The following is an 18,557-nucleotide window of genomic DNA, read 5'->3' as shown; positions in this document are numbered from 1 at the left end:
ATGACGACCTCTATTGATATTGATGTTAATACTGAAAACAATACTCTACTTTCTCCTGCGGATACGGTGGATATGAATGCAACATCTGCCGCGCCAGTAACGTCTCAAGACCATTCTGAAGACCATGCTAAAAGTCATGCTGACAATACTGGTCAACAGATACATAATGCACCTTTTGATCATGCGCCTCAAATCCTAGAAGGATGCGATACGTTGAGCAAACTTTGGCGACAAGTTTGCTTGAGCCGAGGGGACAGGATTGCGCATCGCGAAAAGAGCTTTGGTATTTGGCAGAGTTATAGTTGGCTAGACTATTATCATCATAGCTGCGATATCGGCATGGCTCTTGTCGAGCTTGGTCTGAATAAAGGCGATACTGTCTCTATCTTGAGTGAAGACAATAAAGAATGGCTTTATTTTGATATGGGTGTCTGCGGTGTAGGCGGGATACCTAATGGTGTCTATACGACCGACAGTCCCGAGCAGCTTGCTTATATTCTAAATGACAGCCACTCAAAGTTTCTGATTGTAGAAAACGATGAGCAATTGCACAAGTTTTTAGAGACTCGTGAACAGACGCCTAATGTCAAAAAAGTCATTGTCCTTGACCGTAAAGGCTTGCGGAGTCTAGAGGATAATCAGGTTATTTTCCTCGATGAGCTATATACGATTGGTCGAAGTGTTGATAACGCAAGAGAGCGCTTTAGCGATTATATCGATCAAGGTACGCCTAACGACATACGCACTTTAATCTATACCTCTGGCACAACAGGCAACCCAAAAGGCGCGATTTTGACGCATGCCAATGTCCTCTTTGAGCTAAAAACAAGTATAGATATTCTCCCTATTTTGCCTACTGATGAGCAGCTCTGCTTTCTGCCTCTATGCCATGTGCTCGAACGTCTAACGTCAGTAGATCTGCCTATCCATCGAGGCTGTATCGTCAATTTTGCTGAGAGCACAGAAACGGTATTTGAGAATATGAAAGAAGTCTCACCTGATACCTTTACCGCTGTGCCCAGACTATGGGAAAAAATATATGCCTCTATCAGTAATATGCGTAGCGACGCCAGTGCACTCAATGGCTGGGCATTTGATCAAGCCATAAAAGCAGGTCATGACTATGCTGATATCGTGATGGCAGGCAATACTCCTACGACAGGTCAACGACTGCGTTACGAGTTTTGGAACCGACTGGTGCTATATAAAATTCGTGACCTGATAGGTATGAGTAATATTCGCCGTGCTACTACTGGTGCTGCGCCTATATCGCTAGATATTATCCGCTGGTTTCATGCGATAGGGGTGCCTATTTATGAAGGCTATGGCATGACCGAAAGTGCGGGCGTGATATCGGTTAATACCCCTGAAGCGCAGATGGCCGGCAGTGTAGGCAAGGCATTACCTGATTCTGAAGTTCGTATCGCCGACAACGGGGAGATACTCGTAAAAGGGGCTAACGTGTTTGCAGGCTACTGGAATAAGCCAGAAAAAACGGCTGAGGACTTACGTGATGGCTGGCTACATACGGGGGATGTCGGCGAGATCAGAGATGGTTATATATTCATCACAGGTCGTATCAAGGACATTATTATCACCGCAGGTGGCAAGAACGTCACACCAGCTGCGATTGAAAGCAAACTTAAATTCTCACCTTATATCTCAGATGCGGTCGTCATTGGCGATAAGCGAAAGTATCTAACTTGTCTGATCATGATAGATCAAGAAAACGTCGAAAAATATGCACAAGACAATCAAGTGATGTTTTCTGATTTTCGTTCGTTGTGTCATGCGCCAGAAGTCATTGCCTTGATAGATGACGTCGTACAGTCTGCTAACGAGACCCTAGCTCAGGTAGAAACCATAAAGCAATTCAGGCTTATAGATGTACTGCTCAGTCCTGAAGATGACGAATTGACCGCGACGATGAAATTGAAAAGAAACTTAGTTGAGAAAAAGCATCATGCTCTCATCGACTCTATGTACTGATCTAGCTCTCTAATACAGTTTAGTTTAGCACCGTTCAGCTTTTTTGAAGTCGTCTCAACCTCGAAAGTATTAATCTCAAGAGCATCAAACTAACAGCGACTGAGTCGCAAGGAGAAAGGCAATGAAATGGACATTCAAGACGACGCTACTAGCACTCACAGTCGGTACGATGGGTCTAGTAGGGTGTAGTGATCCAGAAACGACCGCAGCGACGGGTACTGATACTGAGGCTGCTACATCTACTTCTACAAGCGATATGCCAGTACAAGGCGTGACCGATACTGAGATTATCTTAGGCGGTGCAAACGATCTATCCGGTCCGTTTGCTGGATTTGGTAATCCTGCAGTCGCCGCAGCCAATATGTATTTTGATGAGGTGAATGCGGCAGGCGGCGTCAATGGACGAAAGATTCGCTATATCGTTGAGGACCATTCTTATCAAGTACCAAAGGCCGTACAGTCTGCGAACAAACTGGTCAGCCGTGATAAAGTGTTTGCTATGCTGATGTCGCTTGGCACACCGCACAACTTAGCAAGTTTCCCTATTATGGATCGTGCCAATGTTCCTAGCATCATGCCGCTCACTTTTGCTCGGGCTATGCAAGAAGAAGGAGATTTCAATCGTCGTTATACCGCTGGTAGTACTTATTATGATTCAATAAAGCTAGGTATGGAGTATCTTATTGCCGAGAACAAAGTTAGCAGTTTATGTGTCATGTATATCCCATCAGACTATGGTGAAGAGACCAATGAGGCGGCTAAAGATATCAGCGATAGCAATCCTAACGTCACCCTAGTTCAGTCCAGCTCACATCGTCCTGATGAAACAGACTTTGCTGGCGCAATGGCCAAGTTAAAAGACGCTAAATGTGAGCTTATTGCCTTATCTCTAACCATCCGAGGCGCTATCACAGCGGTCGGTACGGCAAATGCTATGGGCTGGAGTGACGTGAAATTTATCGCTCCTGTAACGGGTTTCCATCCTGCAGTTGCAGCGGCGCCAGGTGGCGCAAGTGAAGGCCTATACTCTGTGTCTTACTATAATGATTTGGCACTAAGAGCGAATGAACCTGAGACTAAAGCTTGGGTTGAGAAGTTTGAAAAAGCCACAGGAGAGGAAGTATCAGCAGGTGCTATTCTTGGTTATCTAGCCGCTAAAGTAACCGTTGATGGTCTAAGCGCAGCAGGTCCTGACTTAAATGCCGACACTTTCAATAAGGGTCTAGAGACCGTCAGCTTTGTCGATGGGGTTACAGGATCTACAGTTGCCATCACGCCTGAGAGCCATGTCGCGATCAATGACATCTACTTGTCGCAAGTACAAAATGGTCAATGGAAAACGGTGACGCAGCTTAAATAATACGTCCTAGGTGTTTAGTGAATTTTCGATAGCAGCAAGCCATACATAAGTATGGCTTGTGTCGTTTATACGCTTTGGGTTTGGCAATAATTTCATTTTATATGTTAACTGTTTTACGATTATTTATAAGTCCAAAACCCTTCTCAATAAAAATAAGCCATAAGTCATAGACAATAAAAATTGACTGGAATAATGAGTCAATTTCCTTATAGCGACTAGATTATTTGTGCCTAAACATACAGATGTACAGTGAAATTGTTATGTTTGGCTTTTGATGTCTTGCAACCGTCACGCTTATTTGTCAAACTAACGATGAGTGTCACACATTATGGAAGATGACTCTTATCGCTTACATGGGGCGCGTCATAGACGTTTATCCGTGTAGGTCATAATAATTAAAAGGGACCCAATACTATGACTCAGAAATCATTTCCTATCTCAGCCGAGTTTATGGCTGCTGCCAATACCACACCTGATAAGTACCTTACAGACTACCAGCAATCTATCGAATCAGCCGAAGCCATTGATGCTTTTTGGGCGAAGCGTGCTGAGCTAATCGACTGGATAAAAAAACCAACCAAGGTCAGTAACGTCAATTATGACTTAGATGATTTTCGCATCAAATGGTTTGAAGATGGTGAGCTGAACATTTCAGTCAACTGTCTTGATCGTCACCTTGAAGAAAACCCATACAAGCCGGCTATCATCTGGGAAGGTGATCACCCTTCATTGCACAAAATCATTTCTTTTAAAGAGTTACATGAAGCTGTCTGCCGCTTAGGTAATTCATTGCGCAAGCTTGGCGTTGTAAAAGGTGACCGCGTAACGTTATATATGCCGATGATACCGGAAGCCATGGTAGCGATGCTGGCATGTGCGCGTATCGGTGCGGTGCATTCAGTGGTGTTTGGTGGTTTTTCTGCCGAGAGTTTGGGTAATCGCTTGATAGACAGTCGCTCAAAAGTTGTTATTACCGCTGATGAAGGTTTACGCGGCGGCAAGCACACACCGCTTAAAGCCAATGTTGATCACGCACTCGACATGGATGGCACTGAGAGTGTCGAAAAAGTCATCGTCGTTCATCGTACGGGTAACTCTATACCGATGAGTGGTCGCCGTGATGTGTGGTATCACAATTTGGTCGATGGTCAATCAGAGATCTGCGAGCCTGAAGTCATGAATGCCGAAGACCCGCTATTCTTATTATATACGTCTGGCTCTACTGGTAAGCCAAAAGGTGTAGTGCATACTACAGGCGGCTATATCACCTATGCTATCTCAACGTTCCGTGATGTGTTTGATATTAAAGAAGATGACGTCTATTGGTGTACGGCAGATGTGGGCTGGATTACTGGCCACACGTACTCAACCTATGCACCATTGGCCAATGGGACGACGACGGTAATGTTCGAAGGTGTGCCAGAGCATCCAACATGGGCGCGCATCGGTCATATTATCGATAAGCATGACGTGACTATCCTATACACTGCACCGACAGCCATTCGTGCAATGATGAAAGAGGGCGATGCTTTCGTTCGAGAGTCGGATCGTTCTAGTTTGCGTCTGCTAGGGTCAGTCGGTGAGCCCATCAACCCAGAAGCGTGGGACTGGTATTACAATGTCGTCGGCGATGGTAAATGTCCTATCGTCGATACATGGTGGCAGACCGAGACTGGTGGTATCTTAATGGCGCCAATACCAGGTACGGTCGATCTCAAACCGGGCGCGGCAATGACACCGCTATATGGGGTAAAACCAGAAGTCGTCGATAGTGATGGTGCGATTTTAGAAGGCCCTGCAGAAGGCAATTTGGTGATCAGTAGCGGTTGGCCAGGGCAGATGCGTACTATCTACAATGACCATCCACGCTTTTTGAAAACTTACTTTAGCGATTATCCGGGTCATTATTTCACAGGTGATGGCGCTCAACGTGATGAAGATGGGCATTACTGGATTACCGGTCGTGTCGACGATGTACTTAACGTTGCAGGGCATCGCTTGGGCACAGCAGAGATTGAAAGCGCCGTGGTTGCGCATCCTGCAACTGCTGAAGCTGCGATCGTCGGTATGCCGCATGAGATACGCGGTACAGGTATCTGTGCATTTATCATTCTAAAGTCAGGTGAAGAAAAAACTGACGATCTAAAAGCAGAACTAAAACGTCATGTGCGTGCCGAGATTGGACCAATTGCGACTTTAGATGCCATCTATATGGTCGATGCACTACCAAAAACGCGCTCAGGAAAAATCATGCGCCGTATCTTGCGTAACCTTGCAGCAGGGCAATATGTGGGACTGGGCGACCTATCTACGCTTGCCGATAGCTCGGTAATTAATGACTTAGTCGAAGAAGTAAAAGCGGGTCGTGGAGAGTAAGTCAGTCTGATAACGAACCTGTAGTGTTAAGGATAGTTATTCAATACTAGCCATTAATATTTACATATCAAAGTTGAATAAGAGCCATGTTATCGAGAATAGCATGGCTTTTTTACGTAGACGATATTGATATTGAGTCACTTTGAAGGTTCAATAATGCTAACAAGACAACATCGCTACCATTTTAATTGACGATTAATTGACGAGTCACTCGGTACTTACTAGGCTAACTAATTAATATAGTAGCGACTCATAAATACTTTATAAGGTCTACTGTCATTATGACTGATCATGCTTTGTGCTCAACTGTTCTATCTGCCCCAAAAATCGCCATCATCGGTGGTGGCCTAACGGGATTGCTTACCGCAACACTATTAGAGCACGCGTCAAACCAGACAGGCTCGTCATCTAACACCCCGCAAATCACTATCTTTGAAAAATCACGCAGTGTAGGCCGTTTAGCGACCCGCTATCGCAGCGATAGTAAAACTGATAAAAACTGGCAATGGTCGTTCGGTGCGCAGTTTTTTACTGCGAAAACTGCTGACTTTCAACAATTTATCGCGCCTTGGTTAGATACAGGGTTACTACAGCCGTGGTGTGCCGAAGTGGTTGAGTTAACGCCATCAAGTGACAATGAGCAACCGCCTAATATCCAAAGCAAAGAGCAATGGGACGCGGTGCATGCACGCTATATCAGCACACCGAAAATGACCAGTTGGGGCCGTGAATTGGCTGCCGCGCTTAAGTACACGACCATAGTATTTAAGACCCGTGTCGCACCGCTCGCTCAGTATTTACAGTATCAAAATCAGCAGCAGTCTCAGCACCAAACTTTTAATCAAAACAGCAAGAAAACTGAGCTATTCGACGAAACTGGAGCCAGTCTCGGTTGGTTTGATTGGGTGATCTGCACAGCGCCAAATGGTCAGGCGGTAGAGCTGATGGCAGATAGCGGCTTTAGTCAACAAGACAAAATTACTAAACCGCAAATGCAAGCCTGCTATACGCTGATGCTTGGTTGGGATGATGTACAAAAGTTACCTGAAACATTAAAGGGTCAGCTAACACCGCAATGGGATGTCGCTTATTTAAATAGCGCTATTCTCGATAGGGTATTTATTGAACATCAAAAACCGGCTCATGATGAGCTACTACCAAGTGTCACCATTCATGCACGTAATGACTGGTCAGAAGCCCACGTCGATGATGGTATGGAGTCAGTCGAAAAACAATTATTACAGGCGGCAAAACAAGCATTAAATTGGAATGAAGACAGCGCACCTAGCCAAACAGATTGTCATCGTTGGCGCTATGCAGCTACTATTGTAAATAAGGATGCTGAAGAGCTAGGCATATTAATCGATGCAACCAAGCAATGGATCGTCAGTGGTGACTGGTGTGCAAAAGGTAATATTGAGAGCTGCTATCGAATAGCGCAGCAAACTGTTAAGGCCATCGTGCAAACACAGTAAGGGTAATATCCATGCTCATTATTTTGCATCGTTTAACGATATTTAGGTTTAGCAAAACGTAAGCAAAAAAAGGCCCACAGAGGGGGTTATTGTGGGGCTATCTCACGTTATCTATTGTTAGCTTAAAGCTATATATTACGTGCATTACATGCTAATATCTATTATCTAGCGTTATCACAAGTGACCACCAATTAGTTACATAAATGGTGGTCAAAGTGGTGGTCAGATTTTTAACGCGATAAATGAGCAATAGAGGCGTGTAGTCATGGCGGCATTAACAACTGATACCCAAATCAAGCGAGCGATCAAAGACGCACAGGGACAAAAGCGCGTTTATCACACCATTGGTGGCTATGCTGGCTTACGTTTGCGCTTACGTGGTGGCTGTATAGAGTTTCAGCACCGCTACACGCACCCTATCACTGGTAAGCGTAAAGAGATGACGCTAGGACAATACCCAGCTTTGACGCTTGAGCAGGCAAGACAGACACACGCCGATAATATGCGAATGCTTGCCCAAATGATTGACCCTATCACCCAGCGTGATAATGAACGTGCAAGACAAGCTACTGCTATAACCAACACCTTTCAAGCGGTGGCTGATGATTGGCTTTATGAGCTGACAAGCAACCCTGACCACCAGCCAGCGACCAGCACCCTAAGGAATATCAATAATTACCTTAAGCCATTAGTAACTGCTTTCGGTCAATTACCAGTTGGTGAGATCACAAGTCAGCAAGTGCTTGCCCTATGCCGTGAAATACAAAAGGAATACGTCCATAAAGGCAACCGTGTGAAGCATATGGCGCAGCGTATCTTTGCCCATGCTGTGCTAAAAGGCTTCATTGAGTACAACCCAGTAACGCAGCTATCAGGTGCCAAAGCATTGAAGGCCACACGAACCAAGCACCATGCGTCACTGACAGACCCCAAAGACTTTGCTGTACTACTAAACGATATTGAGCTGCTAAGCAGTACAAGCCAACCATACAATAAGCCTATATTGCAGTTACTAGCCTTAACCTTTGCCCGTGTGGGCGATATATGCGCGATGAAATGGGCAGATATTGATCTGAACGCTAAGCAATGGGTTTTTACCCCTCAAAAAGGGCAGAGGCGCGATGACATGGTAGAAAGCCTTGTTATTCCACTAGCACCGCAAGCAATAGCAGTGCTTGAGCGATTGCGGCCACTGACAGGTGGGCATGAATATGTGTTTTATAACCCTAAACGTAAGAAAGGTAATTACCAAGACCCACAGGCAGTGAACAAAGTCTTAAACGACCCATCTATGAACGGCGGCGGCATTGGTGCCAATTACGAGGGTAGAGGCTATAAAGAAGTTCACACGCCCCACGGCTTTAGAGCCAGCGCAAAAACTATGCTGATGGAACGATTAGGCTATGACGAACTGCTAACAGAGATACAGTTAGGGCACCAAATGCTTAACAAGTACGGCAAGGCTTATAACCGTATGCAAGCCATACCTGAGCGCACGCGCATGATGACGGACTGGGCGAACTATTTAGATAATATTAAGGCTGGCAAGTTTGATAACGTCATACACGCCAGCTTTAAACAACAATCACAAAAGCTAGGTTAAGGCTTAGCACCAACTATGCAAGGCTAGGACTAATTACCCGAACGACAGCTATTCACACCCTTATGCTGTCACCGCCTTGCACCTATTTTGATTAAGGGTGTAGGGGTGTGAATGTGAGTATCTTAATTGATGAACTAGAAGCGCGTAAAAATGATTATATTTTAGTAGCAGATGTAATAGAAGCAATGGCAAATGCAACTAATAGCAAACCTAATGATGTAGTAAAGTATCTTAATGCCCATGATGTTGATGAACATCTCACCGTGTTTTATATGGGTGAGAATTATAATTTCTACCAATATAATGGCTTCCTAGTAAACGTAGGTAATGACGCAAACACAACTTACTTTCGAATGTCCGATATAGTAGCGTTTGAGCCAATCACAAAGCACGGTATTTTTGACGACAAGCAAACCCCTTTAGTTAACGATGTTTATGGGCGGACTTATGATATTAGTCAGTATAAGAAAAATCGTGAGGACGACTACCTAACATCAAGTGAAGCTTTAGATTTTCTTAATCACAATACTGACATTAATATTTCAAGTTATGATTATAAAAAGCTAAGAGATTTAGCAAGAAAAAAGCTCATAACTCCATGCTTTTATTTTAGTGGCTATGTTGGCAGCTTTACAGGTGGCCACGATAATTCTTTACATACAGAAATTATAACGAGTTACTTCACATATAGACTGCTAACTGAGGAAGTTTATAATTCTGATGACTACATGAAGCTACCAAACGACGGAGTTAAAATCTATAGATTGTTGGAAAAGCAAACTGGAGAATATGTAGATTATGATGATGGTTTATTCTTATTTTTTGAAAAACCATCAAACCTAGATGATGCTGAGAAATTGAAGCTAACACATATGGAAGCTGATGAGATTAGGTTTTCAAAGCGAGAACTAGAAAGTTATATAACCTCAATCCAACCTGACAATGATAATGATGATTACTTTATTGAGCATGTGAAATTAGTTAATGACGATAAGCTCAAACAGTTAGACAGTTTAAAAACTGAAAATGACAAACTTAACGCTAGATTGAACAAAGCTAGTGACATTTACAGGCAGAACCAAAGCGAGATTAAAGAACTCAAAGCGCAGCTTAAGAAAGTGAACGCCGATAATGCAGTCCTTAACGAGCAGCTAAGCAATAAGATAGACGCGCCAGCCGATGACCTCACCTTGCAAACCATCTTAGATGAAAGCCATAATGAACACGCCCCCGATTTAAAGCACGCCATTAACTTATGGATTGATTTATATATTAACAAAGGTGTAGGCGGCGGCTCGCATTCTGCTATGGCGAATAATTGGATATATGGCAATACAGGATATGAAAGTAGCACGGAAAGCAGCCCAGTTAAAAGATTAAGAGAGATCACAACGCCTTTAAAGGATTTTGGAGGACAAAGACCAAAGGAGGTTAAAAAATAATTTATCCGTAAGTCTTTGATTTATATATACCTTAGGTAGCTTACCTAAGGTATTTTTTTGTTTACCCCACTTACCTGACCCAACAATCAAAAAGCTATATTGCTAACACTTACTAACGCCAATCACTGGCATTACATAGGAGTTAGCAATCATGCTAAACATTGCAGACAATCCCCAAACCCCTAGCACCTTACACCCACAAGGGCAGACGCGCATCAAAGCCGCCGCCGATCTCATAGGCGTTCACCACCAAACGTTACGCCGCTGGTGGAAAGCGGACAAATTCCCAAAACCAACCGACATTAACGGCATTTTGTTATTTAAAAATGCCGACCTATTGGCATGGCTTGATCGTCAGCATTCAGCAAGCGAGGTGTAAGACATGAACACACGGCAACCAAAAAAGAGCTATAAGCAGATTATCCATAATCACATGCTGGCAGGTAACAGCCTATCTACTTATGAGGCTTTTGATCTATGGCAAATCACATGCTTTTTACAGCGGATCAGTGAGCTAAGAGCGCAAGGCGTAGTTATTCAAGATAAGACAGTCAAACGCAATGGTAAGACGTTCAAAATTTACTGGATAGACACGCCAGCCGATACCGATAACAACGCTAGTGGGGTGCAATCATGAGCCAATCAAACGACATTTTAGAGCCGCGCCTAGTGGCAGTAGATAGCTATTATCTGTCTGTCATTAATGACCGCATACAAGACCTATCAAGCAATAGCGAACACCTATCAATGGCGCTTAATACAATCATTGCAGATGATGACGCAAGCAAAGGCGTTATAACTGCAATACAAGGCGCTTTATTCCACAATAGCCAATCAGCTAGCGATATTAGCGAGATGCTAGATCAGCTTATTGTGATGCCACCAGTGGAGGTGAAAAGCCATGAGTAATAATGACACCAAAACCAATCTAAAAGCCGACCACGGGCAGCACAGCGACAGCCAGCCCCACAAACGAGGCTTACTACTGAGATTTATCATCTTTATGGCATGGGTGATAGGTATTGGCTTGCTACTGTCATTGGTAGCTTGCCAGCCAGTACAAGCAAAACCGATTGCAAGTGATGATAACAGCGGTTATCATAGCCACACTACTAAACTAATAGCGGTTAAGCCAAGCCGTCATTCATTGGCTATTTTTGTGCCTAAAACTTGCCTGACTACTAACCAGCAAGCTACTACGGGCATGAATAAAAATACGTCTGTCTTTATACAGGCACGTCATATATTTAGCGCCTTTATTGGTGCGAACATCTATGACGGGTTGATAGAGCCTAATACAAAAGCCTTTACGGTAAATAAGCTCAACCGTCTATTAGCGGTAGTTAAGACCCGTCACCCTATTTTTATGGGTGACAACAAACTAACTAATCTAATAGGAGGGCATAATCATGCCTAAATCAATCCGTACGACCTCAAACACCCAAACCACTACCAACCACACACCAGCCACATTCAAGGCAGGTGATAGCGTGCTATGCCCGTCTGTGGGTAATGGCACTTATACCCTAGTCCAAAAGTCAAAAGACTGTCTTACTATCAATATTGGTAGTGTTGAATGCCTATATCGCGCTGATGGTAGGGCTTATCATGATGACTGCTACGCACTGCCCCAGTTATTCCACGACACGCCAGCCAACCGCCAAGCGATAGCCACGCTATACAATGGCAGCCAATCAAACCAGCGTAAAGTTATCGACACCACCGAAGCAGACGACAAAGAAGCGGTTTTATTATCAGCTTTTGATCTAAGGGATATTGCTTGTGACATTAACGGGGCTGCTACTGCCTTGTATGATGTTGGTCAATTACTGGCACTCATTCACTATGACAAGATAGAAACGCACACAGTCCCAGCAATGGCACGCCTTGCACATGATGCCACCGACACATGGGCAAGCCTACTATATGAAAAATTAGAGCGTATCAACGACACCCTAGCACTGACAGGTTACGGTAAGGAGGGTAAATAATGAAAACCTACCCACCAAAGCAAAGCCGTAAGCACGCCAAGCGCAAAAGCTACTACAAGAAGTACAGAGCCACGCGCCAGCCTAAACAGTCACACGCAAGGGGGAATAGATGACCACCACACTACAAACCGCCACCCATGAAAAAGCCCGTGCATCTAGCACAGGCTTTACGGAATTGCTGAATAGTTTTGATGCAGCCACACGGCAAGGGCTGGCAGACGACAATATATTGCTTAATCTTTATAACCTATGTGAGCAGTTAGGCGTACAAGACAAGCTATTGCACCTTGATAGTGATATTACCATAACCACAGGAATTGATACAGGCACGATAGTGCCCACAGCTGGCACGATAGGGCTAGTATTGAGTAATAACCAAGATCAACCCGTAACCCTTGCCAGTGTCACGCCTAACAGCAATCATAAGCCGTTAATCATTGACCGTATGCAGCCGTCTGCCTTAATCATTGGTACGTTAGACAGTGTTAATGAGCTTATAGCGATTGATGACCCACTGGAGGACGTAGTAAAGCTGTCTTACTACCTCATAGCCGATAATGTCACGCTACTGGTAAGCCTTGATAAGCTGCTATTTAATAGCATGGTTAGTCATTTTGCCGAAGCCTACCCCGTGACTATCTTTACTACCTTAGATCAAAAAGACAAAGTTTGTAAGCCGTTCAAAGGTGAGAACGTAAAAGCCATTGTTACCAGTGATAGAAACGTCTTAGAGCATTTAGAATATGGCAATCTAAGCTATAGGGACATACTAGCCCTTGATGATACAGCCATACTTGATCTACAGGCTGAGATATGGGGCGAACCTGAGCCATTAGCCAATAGCCCAAACAAGCCCACGCCATACCCTATAGATGCGTTTACAGGCTTACTACAGCACGTTGTTAAGGCAGTGGCACACTACACGCAAGCACCGACAGCTATTGCAGGTCAGTGCGTTTTAGGGGCACTGGCACACATGGGGCAGCGGTTTATTGATGCACCAATGGGACATGGGCACATGCCGACCAGTTTAATATTAATCACAGAGGGCGAAAGTGGTAGCGGTAAGTCACAGGCTATGGGCTTAACTCACTTCAAAATACGTGAGTATGAAAAGCAGTTATATGCTGATTATCTTATTGAACTGTCATCATGGGAGAATGATAAGACAAGCCTAAAAGGTAAAGAGCTAGCCGACTTCTTAGAGTCCAACCCAAAGCCCCAAAACCCTAAGACCATGTTTAAAGAAGCAACCATTGAGCCGATACTCGATAAATTTATTGATGGTAGTATCAGTAATGCGTCATGGACGACAGACGAAGCAGCCCAATTCTTTAATGGTCATACCATGAAAGGTGATACCGCAGGCAATGCCTTATCATCATTAACAACGCTATACAGTGATGGTGAAGTGTCCCGTTTACGTTCGCAAAAGTCTGCCTATGCAACACCGCACACAGACGCTTACAACGTGCGTATGACGCTATTACTACAAGGGCAGCGCGTGATATTAGAGCCAGCACTAGCCGACCCCGTGATGAATGGACAGGGGTTTTTAGCCCGTGCCTTGATTGCTTGCCCTGAGGACTTACGCGGTCATCGAGTATGGAACGATGAGCAGCGCAATAACGACAGCCCGTATGATAACCCTTACTTAATAGACTACTGGTCACGCTGTCAGAGCTTACTTGATCCATTACCAGCCAGCCTACCCAATGACAGCACAGGCACACCGCAGCGCATTAAGATGCAATGGGCAGACAATCAGACTAGGCAAGTCTTTAACGACTTCAAACAGGCGATAGAGGATAGACAAGCACAGGGGCAGCCGTTGGAGTATCTAAAAGCGTATGCGTCACGTATGGCAGAAAACGCCAGCCGTATAGCGTCATTAATGGCGTTCTTTGATGGACGTAAGGCAATCACCACTGATGATATTAAACGGGCGTTTATGCTTGTGGAATACTCAACCAGCGAGCGCCTACGCTACCTTGATGCAACGCCTACAGGTGAGCAGAACGACAGTGAGAAGTTAAGCAGCTGGCTAGTAGATAAAGCGAGGGGTAAAAATCCGCCTATCTTGAATAAGTCGTTTGTGTCACAGAACGCACCCAATACCCTAAGAGGTAAGAAACTTAATAGCTTACTTGATGATCTTGAAAGTATGGGGCATGTTCGGCTAGAAAGTGAGGGGCGCAGGCGTTTAGTGTGTATTAATCCAAAGCTAATTAATGAATAGCTAACCTTAGCTATAACATAGCTACCCCTAAAAAGCTGCTAAACTTGCTAAACTTCATCTAGCCCTTGCCAGTCAAGGGCTTAACTTTAGGTAGTGCGCTGCTAAGCATTGCTAAACTTGCTAAACTTTAGCTAAGAATGGCTAACTTTAGCGGAACTTTAGCAACTTTAGCAGCACCTTAGCAGGTGCAATCTAAGCTACAGGCTATAGCTGATAAGGCTTACGGGAACTTTAGCAACTTTAGCGACTTTTTACAGGTATAAAACTATATTGGCAGGCGTTTATCGTCTGCCTTTTTTTATGGACTGCAAAAACCTTAGGGAAACCTAAGGTTAGGCGCTCAATAATCACGGGCTGCATGTTGTCATTTGTTTACATTCAAACCAGTTTGAGCACTGGCAGCATGTTAATAAATGTTAAGGTTTAAACGTGCAATTACTTTTACCACGTTTTACCGATTGCCCAACCCCCAATGGGGTAAGTTAAGCCCAAAGCATGACCATATTAGCCTACAGCGTTATAGACTCACTAAAACAGCATAGAGCCGTCAAAGTAAAATAGATAACCCCAAAGCTGGGGGCGTTAAGCATGATTTAGGTTTACCAGTGTTTACGGATCACTAAAACACGAATGAAGCGCAAACGCTTGCTAGGTATGGTTTAAGAGGTGATTTTAGCGTCAAATTAATAAGGGGCTGTAAACCTAAATTGATGCGCTCAGTTTTGAGCCTATCTCATGATAGCGTGTGAATTTTCGGACAACGTAGGCGATCACTGCCAAGCCCTTTTTATAGTGTAAAGAAACTAAGGTTTTCCATAGGTTTTCGGACACGTTAGGGGTAGTTTATGGAACAGTACGCGCGTGAGGATCACCCCAAGATCACCACAAGGTTAGAACCTCACAAAACCTCACATTCAAAACCGATTAATGCAGGCACCGACTTGTCAAAACTTGTTATTCAAAACCTGATAAAACCTTACATTCAAAACCAAATCACACGCCGCCTAATGTTGACAAATGCTAACATTTTGCAAGGTAATCAATCATCATTGCCAATGTCACAAAGCTATGCAGTATAAGGGCTTAGCTAATTAATGGACAAGTATCGCGCGCGCACGCGAGGCAGACACCAATTACAGGGGTTTTTGAGCAATATAAAAAAGGAGTTTTCGGAGTCCATAAAGGGGTGGTTTTTCGGACTGCTTTAAAAGAGAATAACAGCACGTTTTAGGGCTTTCATACACCATAAAAGGGGGTTTTTGGACATCGTAGAGGGTAGTTTTTGGAGTCCATAAAAAAGGACTTTATGCACAGGTATCGTAAGGGACTTTTTGGACATCTTAAGCAGCGGATAAAAATGAATTGTTGGACACGTTAAGGGGTAGTTTATGGAACAGTACGCGCACGGGGCATATTTTGCCCATGCTGGATAGTTTCGCGACAAGTATCGCGAGGCAGCATAAGGGACTTTTCGGACAGGTATCGAGGGGGGGCGCTATTTTTAGTGTTGAGCGTATCGACAGAGGACACCGCCACCATTCACACACACAAAATAAAAACCGTTTCAAAAAGAAGTTAAAGCGATCACCACCGCCGAACACTGGCAGCATATACCCTAAAGCGTACAACAGATTAAAGTGAGCAGGTTAAAAAGTTAAGTAAGGTTAAAACAGAAAGTCAAGGGGCTAAACTTTTAATTACGCGGTCGTAAAAATATGTAGATGGCTGCGGTCACCGCTTGCGAAGTCCTGAACAATTACACCGCCCTACCGTGTCGAGAAATGTTGAAACTCAAAACACAGTCAAGTAAATGGCAGTCATGACTATATTAATATTGGTGGTCAAAACATTAAAATTTTGAGCAAATGGTGGTCAAATTGGTGGTCAATTTACTAATTAAAAATAATAAGTATATATAAATCAATGGTTTACCAGCCAAAAAAAAGCCCACAGAGGAGGTACTGTGGGCTGAGGAAAACGGGTCATGTATTAGCTACACAGGCCGTGGTCAAGAGTTGTTGTAATTATTGGTGCTCTCTACTGTTATTTATAAGGGTAATAATTATCAATACAATAGGTGGAGATATTTACTTAGCTATTTACATCTACTGATTTAAGTGTACAAGTGTTCTGGTACAGTCGCTATGATAGCGCAATTGAGTGCTGTCTGGCGGTTTTGGTTACAGTATATTACGTTGTAAAAATCCAAAAGACGCAAAGACTGGTATGAAGCACTGATATTTAGAGTAAGTAGCGGAGCTTTATGGTGAAATCATTCATAAAGGCTCTCAATAATTTCAATACCTTATGTCGATAGAAGGTCATCTAGTCAGCCTTGATACCTTTCTTGATATCTTTGATAACTTAATCGCTGCAGAGATGGCATGACGCCTTGTCCGAAAAATGCTAAGCTATCTGCCATTATTATGTTCATATTAAACTGGGTTTGCCATGACTGACAGCACGCATTTGCATACGCAGGAAGAACCGCCAAGTTCGCAAAATACCAAGAGTATTTTTAACTTGCCTAACAACCTTACGATTGCGCGTATCTTGATGATTCCGCTATTCGTCGCGATTGCCTATTGGCCGCCAGCCATGGGTATTGGTATGCCTGCGATTTCAGACAATGTTATTGCGCGCGTTGGGATGAGCGAGTTTAGCGATAGTTTGTTGCGCCATTTATTATTGACTGGCGTCTTTATTATTGCCGCGATTACCGATTGGCTCGATGGCTATTTTGCTCGTAAACTAAATGTCATGTCAGCCTTTGGTCGCTTTTTGGACCCTGTCGCTGACAAATTAATGGTAGCTGTCGCACTCATTGTCCTTGTACAGTGGCATCCCAATATCATCATGGCGATAGCGGCTATCGTCATTATCTCGCGTGAAATCGCTGTATCTGCATTACGCGAATGGATGGCGGAGCTGGGTAAAAGCACTAGCGTCGCGGTATCTTATGTTGGCAAATTAAAGACCACGTTTCAGATGGTAGCGATTACCGTACTACTCCTTAACTGGCAGTCGCTTGAAACCATCGGTTATGTATTGATGGTCGCCGCTGTAATACTTACCCTATGGTCGATGATGATTTATCTAAAAGCTGCTTGGCCTTATTTAAAGCAAAGCGGTTAACTGCATAAGACGAAAGTAATTAGCCCGAAATTTAGATAATAAAAAACGCCAGTCGCATTAGCCACTGGCGTTTTTTTTCTACTGCCTACAAATCAGACGACTTATAGTGTCACTGAGTTATTTTCACCTAGGTTGGTCGCTTTTTTGCCATCCATTACTGCAGCAGTAGTCATCTTGAACATATTAACTACTGAGCTACCGCTTAGCCAGTACTCTGCACCATGTGGGACGACTTTGATTAACTGGACGTTTGGATCTTCTTTACCTTGCTCATAAAACGCATTATAAATTGGCGACCATAGTTCATCTAACTTTTCTTGGTCTTCTACCAATTCTGCTTTACCGTTAATTGAGACATAATCTTTCGAGTCTTGACTGACATAGGCCAAGTTTACTTGTGGGTCTTTTTCGATATCTTTGATGGTTTCGGTAGTCTTATCGCCAATGAACCAAATCTCTTTTGCGCCAATGCTCGTCTCACTAGTAGTCATCGGGCAGGCATGTAAATGGCCTTCGTGAGTACGAGTGGTCATCATGGCAAATTTCACTTCTTTTACCAGTTCTTGTACTTTATCGATATGGTCTTGTCTACTCATAATAAATTTCCTTTTTTATAGTGATTTAATTGGGCTTATATAGCGTTGTTTTAATTAGCCGAATTGAACAGTTGATTATTTATAGTAATTTTTCTTTAGGCTAGATATGTCTAACCATTAAATAAATCTAAAAGTTAAACGTCATCGTCGCCTTAACAACTGAGACTAGAATACCGAGTTGTCACCCTAGATTTATATAGGTTCCCAGTAATGCGATGTGAGTGTTTGTAAGGAATATGAAGGTTAGGTAAAAATTGTGACAGCGTAGATTTGAGCGTTCTATTTTTCGATGGATAATTCAAAAACGACTTATAAAAGATAATTTTTTGAATTATCGATTCGCAAATAGTA

Annotated in this window: 15 protein-coding genes; 14 read left to right on the top strand and 1 reads right to left on the bottom strand. The window is 43.6% G+C overall.

Annotated features, from left to right (window positions below; all coding sequences use genetic code 11):
* From ACIGBM_RS02120 to pgsA, 14 genes are all read left to right on the top strand, one after another.
* A complete protein-coding gene (locus ACIGBM_RS02120; protein ID WP_397476589.1) occupies positions 1 to 1,989 on the top strand; it encodes an AMP-dependent synthetase/ligase in 1,989 nt (662 codons plus the stop codon).
* A 121-nt stretch (positions 1,990 to 2,110) separates the two neighbouring features.
* Positions 2,111 to 3,349 carry an ABC transporter substrate-binding protein gene (locus ACIGBM_RS02115; protein ID WP_397476588.1) on the top strand — a complete coding sequence of 413 codons (1,239 nt, stop codon included), beginning with the start codon at positions 2,111 to 2,113 and terminating at the stop codon, positions 3,347 to 3,349.
* A gap of 414 nt (positions 3,350 to 3,763) precedes the next feature.
* Entirely contained in the window at positions 3,764 to 5,725 is a 1,962-nt protein-coding gene (gene acs / locus ACIGBM_RS02110; RefSeq protein ID WP_394124552.1) for an acetate--CoA ligase, read from the top strand.
* A gap of 281 nt (positions 5,726 to 6,006) precedes the next feature.
* Positions 6,007 to 7,200 carry an NAD(P)/FAD-dependent oxidoreductase gene (locus tag ACIGBM_RS02105; protein ID WP_397476587.1) on the top strand — a complete coding sequence of 398 codons (1,194 nt, stop codon included), beginning with the start codon at positions 6,007 to 6,009 and terminating at the stop codon, positions 7,198 to 7,200.
* 265 nt (positions 7,201 to 7,465) lie between these two features.
* On the top strand, positions 7,466 to 8,803 hold the full coding sequence (locus tag ACIGBM_RS02100) for an integrase arm-type DNA-binding domain-containing protein (RefSeq protein ID WP_186475238.1): 1,338 nt from the start codon (positions 7,466 to 7,468) through the stop codon (positions 8,801 to 8,803).
* Between the two features lie 113 nt (positions 8,804 to 8,916).
* On the top strand, positions 8,917 to 10,245 hold the full coding sequence (locus ACIGBM_RS02095; RefSeq protein ID WP_397476586.1) for a coiled-coil domain-containing protein: 1,329 nt from the start codon (positions 8,917 to 8,919) through the stop codon (positions 10,243 to 10,245).
* A 151-nt stretch (positions 10,246 to 10,396) separates the two neighbouring features.
* Positions 10,397 to 10,624 (top strand): AlpA family transcriptional regulator, encoded by a 228-nt coding sequence (locus tag ACIGBM_RS02090; RefSeq protein ID WP_186475236.1) that lies wholly within the window; start codon positions 10,397 to 10,399, stop codon positions 10,622 to 10,624.
* Positions 10,625 to 10,627: 3 nt separating this feature from the next.
* Positions 10,628 to 10,882, top strand: a complete 255-nt coding sequence (locus ACIGBM_RS02085) for a helix-turn-helix domain-containing protein (protein ID WP_186475235.1) — start codon at positions 10,628 to 10,630, stop codon at positions 10,880 to 10,882.
* Positions 10,879 to 11,154, top strand: coding sequence for a hypothetical protein (locus ACIGBM_RS02080; protein ID WP_397476585.1), 276 nt, complete (start codon positions 10,879 to 10,881; stop codon positions 11,152 to 11,154). The genes ACIGBM_RS02085 and ACIGBM_RS02080 overlap by 4 nt, the downstream gene beginning before the upstream one ends.
* Positions 11,147 to 11,662: a hypothetical protein gene (locus tag ACIGBM_RS02075; RefSeq protein WP_397476584.1), complete on the top strand. Its 516-nt coding sequence runs from the start codon at positions 11,147 to 11,149 to the stop codon at positions 11,660 to 11,662. The genes ACIGBM_RS02080 and ACIGBM_RS02075 overlap by 8 nt, the downstream gene beginning before the upstream one ends.
* Positions 11,655 to 12,236 (top strand): hypothetical protein, encoded by a 582-nt coding sequence (locus ACIGBM_RS02070; RefSeq protein ID WP_397476583.1) that lies wholly within the window; start codon positions 11,655 to 11,657, stop codon positions 12,234 to 12,236. The genes ACIGBM_RS02075 and ACIGBM_RS02070 overlap by 8 nt, the downstream gene beginning before the upstream one ends.
* A 109-nt stretch (positions 12,237 to 12,345) precedes the next feature.
* Complete coding sequence (locus ACIGBM_RS02065; protein ID WP_397476582.1) at positions 12,346 to 14,475, top strand: DUF3987 domain-containing protein; 2,130 nt, start codon at positions 12,346 to 12,348, stop codon at positions 14,473 to 14,475.
* Between the two features lie 845 nt (positions 14,476 to 15,320).
* The gene (locus tag ACIGBM_RS02060; protein WP_397476581.1) at positions 15,321 to 15,554 is read left to right on the top strand and encodes a hypothetical protein; all 234 of its coding nucleotides are present in this window, start codon (positions 15,321 to 15,323) and stop codon (positions 15,552 to 15,554) included.
* A 1,372-nt stretch (positions 15,555 to 16,926) separates the two neighbouring features.
* Positions 16,927 to 17,610, top strand: a complete 684-nt coding sequence (pgsA, locus tag ACIGBM_RS02055; protein WP_057758088.1) for a CDP-diacylglycerol--glycerol-3-phosphate 3-phosphatidyltransferase — start codon at positions 16,927 to 16,929, stop codon at positions 17,608 to 17,610.
* A 101-nt stretch (positions 17,611 to 17,711) separates the two neighbouring features.
* On the opposite strand, the gene ACIGBM_RS02050 is transcribed toward pgsA, so the two are convergent.
* On the bottom strand, positions 17,712 to 18,206 hold the full coding sequence (locus ACIGBM_RS02050; protein ID WP_057758090.1) for a pyridoxamine 5'-phosphate oxidase family protein: 495 nt from the start codon (positions 18,204 to 18,206) through the stop codon (positions 17,712 to 17,714).
* Positions 18,207 to 18,557 lie beyond the last annotated feature (351 nt).

This window comes from Psychrobacter sp. NPDC077938, assembly GCF_044542635.1.
Lineage (GTDB): Bacteria > Pseudomonadota > Gammaproteobacteria > Pseudomonadales > Moraxellaceae > Psychrobacter.
Note: the sequence above shows the minus strand (reverse complement) of the source record. Positions and strands in the feature narration are given on the sequence as shown.

Coding starts and splice junctions, on each gene's coding strand:
- ACIGBM_RS02120 (WP_397476589.1), top strand. CDS start 1: ATGACGACCTCTATTGATATTGATGTTAATACTGAAAACAATACTCTA.
- ACIGBM_RS02115 (WP_397476588.1), top strand. CDS start 2,111: ATGAAATGGACATTCAAGACGACGCTACTAGCACTCACAGTCGGTACG.
- acs (WP_394124552.1), top strand. CDS start 3,764: ATGACTCAGAAATCATTTCCTATCTCAGCCGAGTTTATGGCTGCTGCC.
- ACIGBM_RS02105 (WP_397476587.1), top strand. CDS start 6,007: ATGACTGATCATGCTTTGTGCTCAACTGTTCTATCTGCCCCAAAAATC.
- ACIGBM_RS02100 (WP_186475238.1), top strand. CDS start 7,466: ATGGCGGCATTAACAACTGATACCCAAATCAAGCGAGCGATCAAAGAC.
- ACIGBM_RS02090 (WP_186475236.1), top strand. CDS start 10,397: ATGCTAAACATTGCAGACAATCCCCAAACCCCTAGCACCTTACACCCA.
- ACIGBM_RS02085 (WP_186475235.1), top strand. CDS start 10,628: ATGAACACACGGCAACCAAAAAAGAGCTATAAGCAGATTATCCATAAT.
- ACIGBM_RS02080 (WP_397476585.1), top strand. CDS start 10,879: ATGAGCCAATCAAACGACATTTTAGAGCCGCGCCTAGTGGCAGTAGAT.
- ACIGBM_RS02075 (WP_397476584.1), top strand. CDS start 11,147: ATGAGTAATAATGACACCAAAACCAATCTAAAAGCCGACCACGGGCAG.
- ACIGBM_RS02070 (WP_397476583.1), top strand. CDS start 11,655: ATGCCTAAATCAATCCGTACGACCTCAAACACCCAAACCACTACCAAC.
- ACIGBM_RS02065 (WP_397476582.1), top strand. CDS start 12,346: ATGACCACCACACTACAAACCGCCACCCATGAAAAAGCCCGTGCATCT.
- ACIGBM_RS02060 (WP_397476581.1), top strand. CDS start 15,321: ATGGAACAGTACGCGCGTGAGGATCACCCCAAGATCACCACAAGGTTA.
- pgsA (WP_057758088.1), top strand. CDS start 16,927: ATGACTGACAGCACGCATTTGCATACGCAGGAAGAACCGCCAAGTTCG.
- ACIGBM_RS02050 (WP_057758090.1), bottom strand. CDS start 18,206: ATGAGTAGACAAGACCATATCGATAAAGTACAAGAACTGGTAAAAGAA.